At 53.7% G+C, this 13604-nt stretch carries 15 protein-coding genes and 2 tRNA genes; 12 read left to right on the top strand and 5 right to left on the bottom strand.

All coding sequences use genetic code 11. The annotated features are described in order from the left end of the window. Positions 1-67: 67 nt before the first annotated feature. From epsC to P7079_RS05785, 3 genes are all read right to left on the bottom strand, one after another. A complete protein-coding gene (gene epsC / locus P7079_RS05795) occupies positions 68-628 on the bottom strand; it encodes a serine O-acetyltransferase EpsC (RefSeq protein ID WP_278012341.1) in 561 nt (186 codons plus the stop codon). 42 nt (positions 629-670) lie between these two features. Continuing rightward, entirely contained in the window at positions 671-1600 is a 930-nt protein-coding gene (gene cysK / locus P7079_RS05790) for a cysteine synthase A (RefSeq protein WP_278012340.1), read from the bottom strand. 237 nt (positions 1601-1837) lie between these two features. Further along, the gene (locus tag P7079_RS05785; RefSeq protein WP_278012339.1) at positions 1838-2482 is read right to left on the bottom strand and encodes an IMPACT family protein; all 645 of its coding nucleotides are present in this window, start codon (positions 2480-2482) and stop codon (positions 1838-1840) included. Positions 2483-2667: 185 nt separating this feature from the next. On the opposite strand from P7079_RS05785, the gene rpmF reads away from it, so the two are divergent. From rpmF to P7079_RS05770, 3 genes are all read left to right on the top strand, one after another. Beyond that, the gene (rpmF, locus tag P7079_RS05780; protein WP_278012338.1) at positions 2668-2835 is read left to right on the top strand and encodes a 50S ribosomal protein L32; all 168 of its coding nucleotides are present in this window, start codon (positions 2668-2670) and stop codon (positions 2833-2835) included. Positions 2836-2964: 129 nt separating this feature from the next. Next, the gene (locus P7079_RS05775) at positions 2965-4269 is read left to right on the top strand and encodes a hypothetical protein (RefSeq protein WP_278012337.1); all 1305 of its coding nucleotides are present in this window, start codon (positions 2965-2967) and stop codon (positions 4267-4269) included. Positions 4270-4303: 34 nt separating this feature from the next. Continuing rightward, positions 4304-4927 (top strand): hypothetical protein, encoded by a 624-nt coding sequence (locus P7079_RS05770; protein WP_278012336.1) that lies wholly within the window; start codon positions 4304-4306, stop codon positions 4925-4927. Between the two features lie 84 nt (positions 4928-5011). Here P7079_RS05770 and P7079_RS05765 read toward each other — a convergent pair whose 3' ends face one another. Continuing rightward, a complete protein-coding gene (locus tag P7079_RS05765; protein WP_278012335.1) occupies positions 5012-5842 on the bottom strand; it encodes an aldo/keto reductase in 831 nt (276 codons plus the stop codon). 129 nt (positions 5843-5971) lie between these two features. Between P7079_RS05765 and P7079_RS05760 the strand changes: the two genes are divergently transcribed. Then, a complete protein-coding gene (locus P7079_RS05760) occupies positions 5972-7381 on the top strand; it encodes a dihydrolipoyl dehydrogenase family protein (RefSeq protein WP_278012334.1) in 1410 nt (469 codons plus the stop codon). A gap of 91 nt (positions 7382-7472) precedes the next feature. Here P7079_RS05760 and P7079_RS05755 read toward each other — a convergent pair whose 3' ends face one another. Then, positions 7473-8354, bottom strand: a complete 882-nt coding sequence (locus P7079_RS05755; protein ID WP_278012333.1) for a GmrSD restriction endonuclease domain-containing protein — start codon at positions 8352-8354, stop codon at positions 7473-7475. Positions 8355-8692: 338 nt separating this feature from the next. Here P7079_RS05755 and P7079_RS08500 point away from each other — a divergent pair, with 338 nt between their 5' ends. The 8 genes from P7079_RS08500 (at position 8693) to P7079_RS05720 (ending at position 13293) form a co-directional block, all read left to right on the top strand. Beyond that, positions 8693-9268: a DDE-type integrase/transposase/recombinase gene (locus P7079_RS08500; protein ID WP_422836990.1), complete on the top strand. Its 576-nt coding sequence runs from the start codon at positions 8693-8695 to the stop codon at positions 9266-9268. A 24-nt stretch (positions 9269-9292) separates the two neighbouring features. Continuing rightward, positions 9293-9757, top strand: a complete 465-nt coding sequence (locus P7079_RS05750; protein WP_278012332.1) for a hypothetical protein — start codon at positions 9293-9295, stop codon at positions 9755-9757. Then, entirely contained in the window at positions 9699-10955 is a 1257-nt protein-coding gene (locus P7079_RS05745; protein WP_278012331.1) for a VG15 protein, read from the top strand. The genes P7079_RS05750 and P7079_RS05745 overlap by 59 nt, the downstream gene beginning before the upstream one ends. A gap of 441 nt (positions 10956-11396) precedes the next feature. Beyond that, entirely contained in the window at positions 11397-11594 is a 198-nt protein-coding gene (locus P7079_RS05740; protein ID WP_278012330.1) for a hypothetical protein, read from the top strand. A 104-nt stretch (positions 11595-11698) separates the two neighbouring features. Beyond that, the gene (locus P7079_RS05735; RefSeq protein ID WP_340689366.1) at positions 11699-12337 is read left to right on the top strand and encodes an IS3 family transposase; all 639 of its coding nucleotides are present in this window, start codon (positions 11699-11701) and stop codon (positions 12335-12337) included. Positions 12338-12498: 161 nt separating this feature from the next. After that, the gene (locus P7079_RS05730) at positions 12499-12810 is read left to right on the top strand and encodes a hypothetical protein (protein ID WP_278012329.1); all 312 of its coding nucleotides are present in this window, start codon (positions 12499-12501) and stop codon (positions 12808-12810) included. A 307-nt stretch (positions 12811-13117) separates the two neighbouring features. Beyond that, positions 13118-13188 (top strand) — tRNA-Gly (locus tag P7079_RS05725). Positions 13189-13219: 31 nt separating this feature from the next. Next, positions 13220-13293 (top strand) — tRNA-Pro (locus P7079_RS05720). Positions 13294-13604 lie beyond the last annotated feature (311 nt).

Genomic DNA, 13604 nt, shown 5'->3' with positions numbered 1-13604 from the left:
ATGCTTCCCGGCCCATTTGACGTGCGAGCACACGATGTATTCTGTGTGCGAAGTGGACTGTGCGTAGCTAGATCCACAACGCTGGATCAATCAACGGGTCGGCATGTTGTCCGTGAGATCGATTCTTTGCAGGTATCCCGACGGCAGTGTTGCCTGCGGGAACGTCCTTGACCACTACGGCATTGGCTCCAATCTGAGCATCGTCACCCACAGTGATCGGCCCAAGGACTTTTGCTCCTGAACCGATGACCACGCGGTTACCGACTGTGGGGTGGCGCTTTCCCGTATTGCGTGACGTGCCTCCCAATGTCGTTCCGTGATAGATCACGACGTCGTCACCAACCTCGGCAGTTTCACCGATGACCACTCCCATCCCGTGGTCGATGAAGAGCCGTTCACCCAGCGTAGCACCGGGGTGGATTTCGATTCCGGAAAGAAAGCGGGCTGCTTGCGACACCACACGTGCAAAGAACTTCGCATGATGATGCCATAGGCAGTGGGCGATTCGATAACCCCACACGGCGTGGACGCCGGAGTAGGTGAGTGCAACTTCAAAGCAGTTACGTGCCGCAGGATCGTTGTCCATCGCGGCGGCGAGATCGCCTCGCATTCTTGAAATCACACCCATCGGATTCTCATTTCTGTCCAGTGCTCAATGGATGGGGACGTATCAGTCCGCGAGTCCGTCAAAGAGAGGAGTTGATACGTAGCGCTCACCGAAATCAGGGATGATCGCCACAATGTTCTTTCCTGCGTTTTCAGGACGGGCTGCAATTTCAACTGCTGCCTGGAGCGCTGCGCCTGCAGAGATACCAACCATCAGCCCTTCTTCATGGGCGGCGCGGCGAGCCATAGCGATCGCGTCATCAGATTTTACGGCCACGATTTCGTCGTACACGTCAGTGTCCAAAACAGGTGGGACAAAGTTGGCCCCCAGCCCTTGGATCTTGTGTGAACCAGCCTTGCCGGTCGAAAGTAACGGCGACTCGGCGGGCTCAACGGCGATGACCCGGAGATCGGGGTTGCGCTTCTTGAGGTAGTGTCCAGCCCCGGTGATGGTGCCACCAGTGCCGATGCCTGCGACGAAGATGTCGATGTGGCCATCGGTGTCTTCCCAAATCTCAGGGCCAGTGGTGGCTTCATGGATGGCGGAGTTTGCCTCGTTAGCGAACTGCGAAGCGAGAATCGAGCCGGGATTTTCTGCCACGATTTCCTTCGCACGTTCCACAGCTCCTTTCATGCCTTGAGCGGGATCCGTGAGTTCAAGTTCTGCACCAAAACCACGGAGCAATGCGCGACGTTCCTTTGACATCGACGACGGCATCGTCAGCACCACCTTGTAGCCGCGGGCTGCGCCGACCCATGCAAGTGCGATACCAGTGTTGCCGGATGTCCCTTCGACGATCATTCCGCCCGGTTTGAGGGCACCGGACTTTTCTGCAGCATCGATAATTGCGACGCCGATACGATCCTTAACGGAGTTGGCGGGATTAAAGAATTCGAGCTTGCCGATGATGTTGGCATTTCCATTTCCCAAGCGATTAATTCGTACCAGGGGTGTGCGTCCGACGAGTTCAGTTGCGTTGTTATAAATAGGCATGTGGTTTTCCTTCTGCGATGTGCTTCAATACGCGAAAATGGGATCTGTTGAAATAACGTCTATTGACGTGGAATAGGAGCGGCGAGCGAGCGCAAATGCGCACGGGTAAAGCTCGACGCCCTACTGACACTGGCACCGAGTGGTGGAGAATGCGACGTCTGCAGTCATCTCAACACCACCTTCCGAATACAACAGCTTTCAACTACATTGTGCAGTTTAATCGGAATCGTTCAAATGTCAAAGTCTCCCGGCGCTTTCCTCGCTCAGGATAATTCCAGCATCAGTAGCACTTGCTGAACCGGAGGTAAGTTGGGCCAATGTGGCGTTGAAGGAGCGGAGGTCGGGCACTGCGATGTCGAGTTGGACACGGGAGGATTCGTAACTCACGCCGACTACGTCGTAACCTCCCGCGCGAAGGTCCGCCTCAACTTTTCCGGCAATAGAATGCATCAGGGCCACTCGTGCCCGAACGAACGGAATCTGACGCACCACCTTACGTCCAGCGAGAGTTCCGGCGACGGCGTCGGTGTAAGCTCTGACGAGCCCTCCTGTCCCAAGAAGCGTCCCCCCGAAGTACCGGATCACGACGGCGGCGACGTCGGTGAGGTCCGACCCCGTCAAGACGTCAAGCATGGGGCGGCCAGCTGTTCCTGAGGGTTCGCCGTCGTCGGACGAATGCATGAGCGGCTGGGCTCCGGGAACCGACACAACAAAGGCACTGCAGTGGTGTCGTGCGTCGGGAAATTCTGAACGGCAATCGGCCACAAGAGCGCGTGCTTCATCTGTGCTCGACACGCGCCGGATTCGCGTAATGAAGCGCGAACGCTTGATTTCGATTTCGTTAGCTAGCTCCAGATTCTCGCGTGAAAGTAACACAGGCATACCTCTATTATGACAGGCGTGGAGCTGCTGGCGATAAATGGCGGTGTGGTTGGACACACATCGATGATGAAGGTTCGCGAGAGCGGGTGGTATCGGCTAAACTATCCCGATGTGTGCTCGATATAGAGCAACTGGAAAGACTTGGCCGGAATCGCCGGCCTGGAGTAGTGGAAGGAGCGGAGATCATGGCAGTACCTAAGCGCAAGATGTCCCGCAGCAACACCCGCTCTCGCCGTTCCCAGTGGAAGGCCAAGCTCACAGAGCTTCAGGTGGTCAACGCTGGTGGCCGCGAGGTTCGCATCCCGCGTCGTCTGGCGAAGGCTGCTCAGCAGGGCAAGCTCGATCTCGCCTGAGCGTTACGAGTTGTGAGAAATCCCGATCAGTATGATCGGGATTTTTTCTTCCCTTGGGGCTGTGTCGTCAGATCCCGCTGCACTGTGGCCGTGGCTTACACTAGAGAGAAAGCGACGAAAGGGAGAAACGTGAGCGTTGAGTTTCCAATGGTGAATGGCAAGCCGTCGTCGAGTGCGGTGAGTCGGGGAATGATGGAAGCGGCTTTAGCAGGCATTGCTCCAGCCGCAAAAGTTGCCAAGGAGATTAAGAACTGGCGCAAAGACTACGGTGTACTTGCATGTGAACTCACTCGTTGGGACGATCCAGCACGCGGAGCCGACGTCGCACAGCGAGGTTTGGAATTTCTTCATGCACTGCCCTCGAACGGCAGCACTCTGGGCGCATTGTCGCCTACCTCTGCAGTGAAAAGTGAGTCCTACGGGGGAGTGGGCACGGTCAGTGAACTCTCGATACCCTATGGGACACGTAAGCTCACCACAGAAGAATTTGTTCGTCTCCTTCCCGACTGGAGGCGCGCAAACGCGATCACTTCACACGCTGCAGACCAGCTCGTATGGGCAGCATTCGATGGTCTTGACCTTTCGGGCCGGCGAATCGCGGTGATCGGAGCAGGAGCTGAACTTGCCCCCACGCGTTTCCTCCTTTCCCGCGGCGCTGACGTCTTCGGTGTGATCCGTCCAGAATCTGCCCGCCGTGAAGCGCTGATTGCTGATGCCAGTACACTTCCTGGCACACTTCACATTCCAGACGTGGGCGACGTTGCGCGTGATCCAGCGGCCATCGCCGGGTGGCTGATCGACAACGAGGTCGAGGCGATTCTCGAGTGCCTCTATGCGCCGGGAGCCAAATTCCTTGCTGCTGCAATTGGCGCAGACCAGGTCATTCGTATGGTTAGCGAGGCTCGCGATATTCTTGTGGGTTACATCGGCTCTCCGCTCGACGCCGTCGTGCTGCCTTCTCGCCTCGCGCCCGGCGGTGAAGAGTGGTCGCGGCGCGCTCGCGGAAAAGGAGCCATGAACGCCGGCGTCTTTGATGCAGTGATTCCCCTTCAAGGGCCAAACTATTTAGCGGCGAAGCGAATCGGACGCTGGAGGGCAACCGATTTACGTGCTCGAGGCACGCGGGTGTCGTACCACATTGCACCACTAGCTCAGACTCATTCTGTGCTGGATACGGAAGTCTTGCAGGCAGCATATCGTGGGATGGGAATATTTGGAATCTCATCATTCCCAGCCAATATCACGGCATCGATGATGGCAATGCTGTTTGCTGGTGATCTCCTGGATCAACGCACACAAGGTGACGATTTCCTTGTATCATCGGCACTTCCAAGTGGATTCTGGGCAACAAACCGAAAACCTGCTTCGGTGCTGGACACTTCGGCTGTGATCGGGAAGTTGATGTTTTGGCGAAAAATTGAACCTGCTGAGTAAACGCCCGCCCTACAAACGTTTTAGGATTGACCACATGAAGAAAAGCCTTGCGGTAGTAGCCGCGCTCTGTTCCCTTGCCCTCACTGCGTGTTCTTCGGTGAGACAGCCTGCTACTACCACTGGAACGACGCCGTCAGCGTCCGCGTCGGCAAGCGCATCTGCCAAGCCAACGGTAAAGAAATATCCGGCGCTGAAGTCCACCCAGACACTCAAAGCTCAAGCAGTGAAAGGCGGAACTTCTTATACAACGGTTGACGGTGCAGTGACGCTCACTGCACCATCAGGATTCACGGCGTTGACGAAGGGTACCAACCCGCTGTCTGAAGTGTGGCTTTCCTCTGGTAAAACTCAGATTCTCTTGTCTAAGCTTGGCAAGCCGCTCACGGACACAACCAAAGAAGACTATCTGACGTTGTTGGCTAAGGGAGATTCATTCAAAGGGTTCGATGTGAAACCCGGCAGCGACGTCACAATCGATGGAATCAGCGCCTGGAGTTTTGATCTGATAACAAAGCAGGGGGCAACTCCTGCTGCGCGAATCTACGTGTTTGAGCATCGTGGGATTACGTATGAAGTAACCGTGAAAGCCGGAGATCAGGGCGGGTTTGCCACTGCCGAGAAAATCGTATTGGGCGCTAAGCTCAACGGTCAGGCATAGGTATCTGATGAGAAAAAGCATGGGGAGATGTGAGGTGTTTGCTTTCATCTCCCCATGCTTTGCTCAGTGATTCTCAGTAGCGAGTTAGTCGTTCACTTCAGCCGGGTCGGCGGAGACACGGCCTTGAGCGCCCTTATCCAAGGCATCAATACGCTCCACTTCTTGCGCCGTGAGCGTGACCTGGCCCGAAGCAAGATTTTCTGCCATGCGCTGTGGGGTGGAGGACTTGGGGAAGACAATGTGACCCTTTGCCACATGCCATGCCAAGACAGTCTGTGCCCATGAAATGCCGTGTGCCTGAGCAATTTCGCCGATGACACCACCGGTGTAATCCACCTTTCCTTGCCCGAGCGGACCCCATGCCTCGATTGCGATGTTGTGGCGAGCAGAAAGCTCGACGGCGGGGCGCTGCTGGAACTGCGGGTGAAGCTCAATTTGGTTCACTGCCGGAATCAGGCCGGTTTCGAGAACCGCGGGAAGATAACGCTCATCAAAGTTCGATACGCCAACTGACTTCGTCATTCCTTCGCCGCGCAACTGCCCGAAGGTCTCCCACGTTTCCTGAATTGGTCCGCGTTCAGGAGCCGGCCAGTGAATGAGATAAAGATCGACATAATCGAGGCCGAGTTTTTCCAACGACTCTTCGAGCGCAGCACGCGTTTGGTCCTTTCCACGGCGGTTGTTCCATAACTTCGTGGTGACCCACAGCTCTTCGCGCGGAATACCAGATTCCGCGATGGCCTTTCCAACTTCTGCTTCATTGCCATAAATCGCGGCAGTGTCAATGTGCCGGTATCCAGCTGCCAGCGCACTGGTGACGCGCTCGACGGCGTCTTTGGCTGGAACAAGGAAAGTTCCGTAGCCAATCTGAGGAATTACTCGGGTGTCGTTCAGCATCAGGGTAGGGGTTGCCATCGTGGTTCTCCTTTCGTCGAGGCACTGTATTCACAATATCGGGAATGTGGTGGAATTCCTCGGCGTTCAGTCTTCAGTGAAAATTTCCCGGAAATAAAGCGTAAGGAAATGGATCGAGGAAGGAATGCGATGGAATTCGATGTGTTGGTGATCGGTTGGGGTAAGGCAGGAAAGTCTGTAGCTGGAAAACTCGCTGGCGCAGGAAAGAAAGTCGCGCTCGTGGAGCAGTCAGCCACGATGTACGGAGGCACCTGTATCAACGTTGCGTGTGTGCCGACAAAAACTATGATGACCTCGGCGAATGCTCGCCGTGAAAATGACAATCCCGCACAGTATTTTGCTTCTTCTGTCGCTAAGCGTGATGCATTGATCTCCAAGCTCAATTCCGTCAACCATGCCATGCTTGGAGGGAAAGTGACGCTGTTCGACGGGCGTGCCCACTTCGTGGGGCCACACGAGGTGCGCATCACACCAACCAATCCTGACGGAGTCGTCGTCGGCGCGTCCGAAGGAACGAGTGGCGTGCAGGGAAATGGGCAAACGGAGCGTAGCGAGGAGGAAATCCGCGTTCGCGCCGCCAACATTATTATTAACACGGGCACCGTGCCGACCATCCCTGATATTCCCGGGACTGAACTTGACGGTGTGTACGATTCGACGACGATCCAGCACGCGCAACCATTCCCGCCTCGCCTGGCGATTATCGGTGGCGGAACAATCGGCCTTGAGTTTGCGACGATGTTTAACGGCTTTGGTTCGCAAGTGACGGTGGTGACGCCTGGGGATCGACTGTTTCCGATGCTCGACGAGGACGTTGCCACCCTTGCGTACGAAACAATGCGTGAGCAGGGAATCGAGTTTGTTTTGTCCGAGCGCGCGAACGCAATTGAGAAGGCCGACGACGGGCTCAACGTCGTGTTCGACGGTGGGCGGGTCAGTGCCGACGCCGTACTGCTCGCAGTTGGGCGCAGCGCTACTACGCATGAACTTGGTTTGGAAACGGCGGGCGTGAAAACTGACGAACAAGGATTCGTGATCGTTGATGACCACCTGCGCACCAACGTCGAGGGTATCTACGCGGCCGGGGATATTAACGGCGGGCCGCAATTCACCTACATTTCCTTTGACGACCACCGTATTTTAATGGACGAACTCCTCGGCGACGGTGGGCGCTCCCGTGCCGATCGAGTGGCTGTGCCTACCGCGACCTTCATCAATCCGCCGTTGGCAACCGTCGGAATGAGCGAGAAGGAAGCACGCGAAAGCGGACGCAATGTGCGCGTGGACTCAAAGAACATCGCTGAGATCCCGGTGATGCCTCGCCCGAAGATTGTTGGTCACCCGGCCGGAATGGCAAAGTTCATGATTGATGCAGATACGGACGAAATCCTTGGCGCGGTACTGTACTGCATCGATTCCCAAGAACTGATTAATACCGTGGCGCTCGCGATGCGCGTGGGCGCGCCGGCATCGATGCTACGCGACGGTATCTGGACGCACCCGGCTTCCACTGAAGTCTTTAATGGTGTGATCGCGTAACTCGAAGATCGCAGTCAAAAATGAGCCGACGTCGGCACGTGTACTGCGCACCGACGTCGGCTGCTCGTTCCGTCTTGTTGCGAAGGAGACGTTACTTTAGGCAGTTAGTCTGGATCGACTTCGCTGTGGCGTCGATGTCGCGCTGAGCGAGTGAGAACCCGAATGGATTGTATTTCTTCGTGACTGCGGTGACTCGTAGTGCGTAACGGCACTGCGTCTCTTTGTCCTTTGTCGGCGGGAGGTAATCAGCGGGGCCGGAGTCCGATTTCTTCATGTTTTCGGGGCCAAAGACTGCCAGAAGATTGAGCGGATCGTTTGCGAAGACCTGCGCAATATCTTTGCGGCCAGCTTGCTGGAGGGCCACACCTCCGTGGGAATAGTGGTACTTGAGCGGGATAACGTGGTCGATCTGGACTGCGCTTGCCCCCTTTACCTGATTGAAGTGTACTTTTCCATGTTTAAAGTACTGCTTGTAAGCCATCTTGTCCTTCGGCCCTGGATCGGGGAGGCCGTAGCGGTAGGGATCAACTAGGACGCCGGCGTAAACGGTGGCGTAACGACAGGTGCTCTTTCCTTTCGAGGGGTTATTCAGTCCCTGGATTCCCTTCAAGTCTTTGTTGTAATCAATGGTTCCCTTGAGAAAATCGCGGGCGAGGATGTCGTTGCGAGTGTCGCAGTGGTTTCCATCGGTGTCCTTCCAAGGTGTGCCGTACATCGCCTTGCGATTGTAAGTGCCGTCTGCCTTAGAATCGTGCTCGATTGCTGTGAGAGTCTTGAGGTAGGCGAGAGCCTTCTTTCCTTCTGAGGGGAGGGAAGACTTCTTGAGATAATCAAATGGGAATTCGTATGGTTTTGTAATAGTAGGTGCAGGAACCGAGGCAAGATCGCTCTTGACTGCGAGTGCCGGGGATGCTGCCAGGGTGAAACCGCATGACATTGCTGCAAGGACTGCGATCTTCTTTATTTTCTTCATAACGTTCTCCTTCGAACGTTCCGAATTTATTGGGGGTACATGTAGTGTACGTGAGAATGGTTCGTAAAGAGAAATTTTTTCGGGCCTCAATTTGGTGTGTTTTTGCAGTTCAGGGGTATTTTGTGGAAACTTCTGTTTGTTTGTCGAAGTCGAGATCGCGACCTTTGAATGGGGTATCTGGTGGAACACCAGCCGACTCCACGAAAAGCTCAACTATCAAACACCAGAAGAAATCGAGAGCCAATACTGGCAACAACACAAGGCATCAGTAATAATGGAAAACAGGGTAAACGCCTAGGAAGAAAACCCAGACCACTTCGCAGCGTATCTGGTTCGCGTTGCGTGAGCGAGGACAGAAAGTTTCTGAAAAAGTCATTCGACGTTTGATGAAAGAAGAACAGGTTGCGGTGTACTACGCGAAAAAGAAGCGTCGGTATTCTTCGTATGAAGGCGAAGTCAGCCCAGTGCCTAAAGACCTTATCAAGCGTGATTTTCATGCTGAGTATCCGAACCAGAAATGGCTTACTGATGTTTCGGAGTTCGCAGGACCGGACGGAAAAGTATATTTTAGCCCGATTCTGGATTGCTATGACGGCTATATCGTTGCTTACCGGAGGCAACGTAATGCCGAGAAAACGCTCACGCAAGGAATGCTTGAAGACGCAATCACCGCCGTGTCTAGACGAACCACACGATCCTTGACATCCTGGTCAAATTTCCTTGGCACGTTCCAGATTTTCCCATCTACCCAAACAGAACAAAACCCGGGACACTTCACCATAACTCCCCTACCTAGAGTCCTGGCAAGGTCTGCGGCGGCTCATACGGGAGCACCTTGTGAACCTTCAACACAACATAAGAATACACGGCACGCTTGCCATGAGAGCGGCTCGCGGTCGTTTCAAGAGTCGTAAGGATACGATCTTTCGTCTTTCGCTTTGAACGAGGTGGTCGAAGTTTCAACGCTCCGCAGAAATCCGCCGTCTGCTGAGGTGATGTATGCGGCGGAGAAGGATCTGATCACGCGTGCGAGGGCGGCGAACCATGTTCATGCGAACACGCTGCGGCACTTGGCGTGGAAGATTCTCGCTGCGCGGGATGGGCTTTCTGAGCTTCCTCGTGAGGCTTATTCGTTGGATGCGAAGTTCACGAACCCTGCATTTGTTTCACCGGTGACCGCCGCTGACGCGCTCACAAAACTGTCTGCCGTGTTCCCGTGGCTGTCTGAATCAGAGGTTGCGCTCGAATATGCGGGGTTTTCGCGTGCGGAGATTATGCGCTTGTTGAGTGATAAGCGGCGTGCGTCTGGCGCTTTAGCGTTGGCACGCAAGATAGGGGATGTCAATGGCAACGAGGGCGCAGGTCGAGGCTTGCCGGCAAGCCCAAGCGAAGATCGAGGCTGAGATCCTTGATGATCTTCGCTACCACTGGTCGAAGATTAAGAACCTGGCACCGGAGGCGATCCGGGATGATCTGGTCGAGTTCATTCCACGGCTGATTGAGTCGTATGGGTCGATTTCGGCGTCTGTGGCGGCTGACTGGTTTGAGGAGCTGATTGGTGAGTCAGCGTATGTTCCTGACTTGTATGCTCCTGACACGTGGGCGGCGTCCACGAGGTGGGCACTGTCACCGTTGTGGAATGGTGTGGAGGATCATGGTGCAGCGTTCGCTCACTTGGTGTCGGCGACGGTGCGTCATACGCGGCATTTCGGGCGGACAGTGATTGATAGTTCGGTTCGCCGGTATCGTGGTGTTCTGTATGCTCGCGTCCCAACTGGAGTACACACGTGCGAGTTTTGCCTCGTGCTAGCGTCACGTGGCCCCGTGTACGGTGACAAGACAAGCGCAGGCGACGTGGGAAACAAATACCATGATGATTGCGATTGCATGCCGGTTCCGATGCGTGGGAGTTGGCAGCCAGACTCGGGTTCTCTTCGTGGCGTGTCGTGGGACGGTGAGACGGTAGCGGGTTTCGATTTCGAGCGCATGTATGACGAGCATTACCGTCCGCATTGGCGCGAGAATGATTCAATCAAAGATGTTGTTGCCCGGATGCGGAAAGAGCGCGCCGCTCACGCTGCGGTGATCGGGGCGCAGAAGGGGAAGCTTGACTGGTTCGATGATGGTGACCACTCGCGCGAGTGGGCTTACCGTCAGGCGGCGCTGGTGTCGAACACGAATGGTGAAAAACTGTATGCGCGTGAGATTCGTTTTGCTGAACGTTTTGAGGATCTGGGTGAGCGGTTTGTGTGGATCAACCGGCCAAAGACTAAAAAATTTGAGTTTTTGCCATCGAACGATTTCGTCTGGCTTGGTCACAACGGAGAATATGAGCTCAAGATAACTGGTGCTAACGCGAAGAAAATGCGCAACATTATCCGCGAAGCGGCAAAAATTCGTTTCGACGGTAAGCAGGTCAAGGAGCGATTCATTATTGATCTTGAAGAAGCAAAGTTTACTGAGAAGCTCAGATATGAAGCTGAACGGTACAATGTTCGTATGCGACGTGACCAGAAACCGGGTTCACCAAGCGCCCTGATCAAAGAATTATGGGTGATGTCAGAAAATGGCAAGAAGTTTGAGCAGGTCGATTTGAAATAGAAAAAGCGAGACGAGGAGCATTGTCTCTCGCCCTTTCGTTCGGCATGTTATTTCAATGCGCGGGCAAGAGAATACATCCTCGTCTCACTGTCCACATTACATTGTTTCGTTTGCCGCCGTCAATACGGCGCAAAGTTTGAACAGGTCGATCTGAAATAGAAAAACGAGACGGAACTAAGGCTGCTCTCGCCCTCTCGTTCGGCATGTTATTTCAATGCGCGGGCAGGAGTCCGTCGTTCCGTCTCTACAAAAAGCTTATGAAGTTTCGCCCGTCACCGTCAAGAGGTGGCGGGCATTGTTACACCCGCACGGGAAGGACAAAAACACTGATGGAAAACACCGAAAACACACAGGCCTCCAACACTGATAAGGCTCCTGCACAGGAGAAGGAATGGAGTGGTCTGGGTTTTCTTCTGTTTGGTAGATGGGAAAATCTGGGTTATGTCAAAGGAGTTTGATCAAGATGCGAAGGATGGTGTGGTTCGCTTGGTCGAGGATCGGTTCCTTGTTGAGGGAGTGTCGATTCAGGCCGCGTGCGAGGTTGTTGTTCCTCAGCTTGGGGTCTGCTGGATACGGCTAGGTAGTGGGTCCAGCAAGCCCGATGTTCAGGTACGCTCAGGCGAGCAGGAGAAGATGTGATCGCTGAAAACGCGTGGTTGCGACGCGAAAACTAAGAGTTTCGTGAGACTAACGAGTTAAAGGTATAGGACGATCGTCGGTGACTATGGGCAAGGCTCAGGGGTCTGAAACTTGATCTGATCTGGTCCAGCGATAGTTCAAGACAAGCGCCCCCTGACCGGTTATGGGTTGCGGACATCACGTACGTTAAAACTCGTGCTGGTTTCGTCTACGCGGGTTTTGTTATCGACGTTTTTTCAAGGAGAATTGTGGGATGGATTTTATCGAACTTGATGCGGGCCGAAGCCCTGCTCTTGCAGGCGTTGAATCAAGCAATCCGTAATGCTCACTCAACCATTAATCTCATCTATCACAGTGATCGTGGCTTTCAGTATGTCTCGCTGGTCTACCACGAGCGTCTCACACGGGCTGGTATTAGTGAATCGGCAGGCAGTGTTGGGGATTCGTACGATGATGCGTTAGCTGAAAATGTTAACGGCTCGGATAAAAACGAGCTCATCCACGCTCGCTCGTGGGACAACGTCCTTGAGGTTGAGATCGCAATCTTTGAATGGGTGACCTGGTGGGACATGAGCCGTCTACACGAGAACCTTGACTACCACACGCCCCAGGAAATCGAGGAAAAGTACTGGTGTCAGCATAAGTCGTCACCGATAATGGAAAACAGGGTAAACCCTAGGAAACAAACCCAGACCACTTCAATCCATGAAGCGATTCGTTCTGTTGGTACTCGGTTGATCTAAATGCAAACGACGAATTGCGCACTGAACACAGCTACCAAACGTGGGGCGATTCAGCTGTACTTCTTGACGAAGAAGGAAATCCATATGATTCTTCCACAGATCAAAAGGGTGCTCATGTAAATCTTCGTAAGGTAGTTAAAGGTTAACCAGTCACTATTAACTTGGGAACTTCCAGCGAGTTCGATCCTGAGAAATGTGATCTGAGCGTCGCATACCGTGAAGTGTTTAATCACGCTGGTGAACTCGTTGCAGTTGATTCAAAAGACATTGAATACTTCTACGATGAAAAATCTCAATCAATCCGTATCCGCTACATTCCAGACAATGTCTGGTTTGATGCTCCTGTACTTTCATTTCACGTGCAAAAAGCACTAGCATCGAGCCACTTCTTTCCGTTGACCCGCCAGTTGTCAACGATAAGAAAGATAATTCAGCCCCAGCTCCTCGCGATGAAGCTAAAAAGACACCAGTAATAGAGGCATTGCCGATAATAGCGGTACTAAGAAGCTCGTTAAGGCTGGTGCAAGCGTAGGCGGATGAATTATTCTCAGCCTTGTCGTGGTTGCCGGCGGAATTTCTGCGCTAATGGTTATTCGTCGTCGTCAAGCATAATATGATTCATTTCGCTGGTAACTATGTGAACTTCCTTTTCACAATGCTGAATGTTTAAACCACCGGCACTTTGACATCGAGATCGGGGTAGTGAGCAGCAACTCACTGCCCCGATTTGCACTTACCCCGATGGGTGATGCTAGGATTGTTGGCGCTGGTTCTCAGCACGCGAGTGTAGCTTAATGGTAAAGCCTCTGCCTTCCAAGCAGATGACGCGAGTTCGATTCTCGTCACTCGCTCTGTTTTGTCCGCCTCGGGCGTGCAGAGCACCGGGATATAGCGCAGGTTGGTAGCGCGTCCGCTTTGGGAGCGGAAGGTCGTGGGTTCAAATCCCGCTATCCCGACAGTGTGATGTCTCGCGACATAATTCATATGTCACGGGGCATCTTTTTGTTTTTGGCGTTGGTATGTCTCGCGTGATCGTTCAGGGTGTCTCGCGTGATCGTTCAGGTTTTTGGGTTGGTAGTTTTTGTTGTGAGTATTCATAATTCACACCATGCCGTGATATGAACGATGACGTGAGACATCCAGTGAAGGATGTCGTGAGACAGTAAAAATCAATCCATCAAACAGGGATGAACGATGTCATGAAACCTAACACCGCTATCCTGACAATCTAAAAAGCCCGGTACTTGTTAATTGGTTGGTGCCGGGT

Source organism: Arcanobacterium canis (assembly GCF_029625435.1).
Taxonomy (GTDB): domain Bacteria; phylum Actinomycetota; class Actinomycetes; order Actinomycetales; family Actinomycetaceae; genus Arcanobacterium; species Arcanobacterium canis.
The sequence above is the reverse complement of the archived record's forward strand: the minus strand, read 5'-3'. Positions and strand labels throughout refer to the sequence as shown.